The sequence below is a fragment of the Streptomyces durbertensis genome, assembly GCF_014156695.1.
GTDB lineage: Bacteria > Actinomycetota > Actinomycetes > Streptomycetales > Streptomycetaceae > Streptomyces > Streptomyces durbertensis.
Genome location: NZ_WMLF01000701.1, coordinates 1 through 1,696, shown reverse-complemented (window position 1 = coordinate 1,696; position 1,696 = coordinate 1). Strand labels below are relative to the sequence as shown.

3 protein-coding genes are annotated in these 1,696 nt (G+C 73.3%); 1 reads left to right on the top strand and 2 read right to left on the bottom strand.

Annotation, left to right across the window (positions count from 1 at the left end; genetic code table 11):
* Nucleotides 1–88: 88 nt before the first annotated feature.
* On the top strand, nt 89–820 hold the full coding sequence (locus GL263_RS26070) for a class I SAM-dependent methyltransferase (protein ID WP_182858194.1): 732 nt from the start codon (nt 89–91) through the stop codon (nt 818–820).
* A 41-nt stretch (nt 821–861) separates the two neighbouring features.
* On the opposite strand, the gene GL263_RS26065 is transcribed toward GL263_RS26070, so the two are convergent.
* Both GL263_RS26065 and GL263_RS26060 read right to left on the bottom strand, forming a co-directional pair.
* Nucleotides 862–1,071 (bottom strand): hypothetical protein, encoded by a 210-nt coding sequence (locus tag GL263_RS26065; protein ID WP_182858193.1) that lies wholly within the window; start codon nt 1,069–1,071, stop codon nt 862–864.
* A 44-nt stretch (nt 1,072–1,115) separates the two neighbouring features.
* Entirely contained in the window at nt 1,116–1,613 is a 498-nt protein-coding gene (locus GL263_RS26060; RefSeq protein ID WP_182858192.1) for a hypothetical protein, read from the bottom strand.
* Between the last annotated feature and the right edge of the window lie 83 nt (nt 1,614–1,696).

Genomic DNA, 1,696 nt, shown 5'->3' with positions numbered 1-1,696 from the left:
CCCCCACCCAGACCCTCGTCGCACCACCTCTGACCTGCCATTTTCCCATGATCGACGGTAGTCTTCCGGGGTGGGAAAGGGGGCCCGGATGGACCGGAGCATTCGCACGACGGAAGACGTCCTCCAACTGCTCGACGGGCTGTTCGCGCCCGCCGCCGACCGCTGGACACCCGACGGCGCGGCCTGGTGGGACGGCTTCTACGCCGACCGGTCACGGGACGTGCCGTTCTTCGTCGACAAACCGGACGAGAACCTCGTCTCGTACGTCGAGCGCGGGCTGGTCAGACCCGGCCGCGCCCTCGACCTCGGCTGCGGCGCCGGGCGCAACGCGCTCCACCTCGCCTCGCTCGGCTTCGACGTCGACGCCGTCGACCTCTCCGGCGACGCGCTCGCCTGGGCCGGCGAGCGGGCCGCCGCGTCCGGCCTCACCGTGCGCTTCCACCACGGCGACGCGTTCGGGCAGGTCGGGGCCTCCCTCCGCGGCGGGTACGATCTGATCTACGACTCCGGCTGCTTCCACCACCTCCCGCCGCACCGCCGCGTCAGCCACCTGGCGCTCCTCAACCGGCTCCTGGCACCCGGCGGCCGCTTCGGCCTCACCTGCTTCGCCGCCGGCGCGACGGGTTCCGAACGGGACGACGCCGACCTCTATCGGGCGGGTCGGCTGGAAGGCGGCCTGGCGTACGCCGCCGCGGACCTCCGGCACGTCTTCTCCGACCTCACGGAGGTCGAACTGCGCCGCATGCGCGACGAACCCCCGCACTCCCCCCACTTCGGCGAACCCTTCCTCTGGACCGCCCTCTTCCAGCGCCCTGCCTGACGCCGGGCGCCCGGCGCGACACGGGCGCCGCCCGGACGCCCTCAGGGGACGAGGACAAGTTTGCCGGTGGTGTGGCGGTGGGCGAGGGCGGTGAGGGCGCGGGCGGCGAACGGTGGCGGGGCGGCAGGCGGGCGGTCCTCCGGCCGGTGGGCCCCGGCGGCCTCGGCGGCGTCCCGCGCGTGCAGGACCCGGGCCTCCTCGACCAGCGCGCCGTAGGTGCCGCGGGTGTCCAGCCGGACGCCTATCCGCATGCGCTCCCCCTGTGCGAGTCATGGCCCCGGTCGGGCCCGGACGGTCACGCGAGCCAGTCCTCGTAGAGTCCTCCGGACGCCTGCCGTGGCTCGGGGCCGATCCGCCGCCGGCCGGCCCGACGCGCGGCCGAGCCCAGCCGACGCCGGGAACGGACCGTGCACAGAACGTCATAGAGCACGGCACCGTCTGTCAGCAACTCCGAGGTGTCGTGCGGGAGTAGCCAGAACCGTCCCAGACAGGGACGGTAGCCCATCTCGCTGCCGTCGGCGGTGCTGCACCGGGTGACGCGGGGGTGGCACAGGGTCCTGCTCGGCGGCCAGTGCCAGGGGCCCTCCCCGGGGGTGATGGGTATCTGGACGAGTTCGTGGACGAGGCAGACGAGTACGGCGCCCACCCGCAGCCCGCCTCTGCGCATGTCCTGGAGTGAGTCCATCGCGGTGGCGCGGGGGGCCTGGACGACGTCTCCGGTGTAGCCGGCGAGGCCTTCCGGCGCGTCGTCGCCGTAGCGCACGAGCCAGGGAACTTCGGTGGAATGGTTCATGTGTCGGCACCGGGCAGAGCGTGAGTCCGGTAGACGGCCACCCTCCCGCACCCCCTTCCCAGTCGGCCCACGCGGTTGTATGT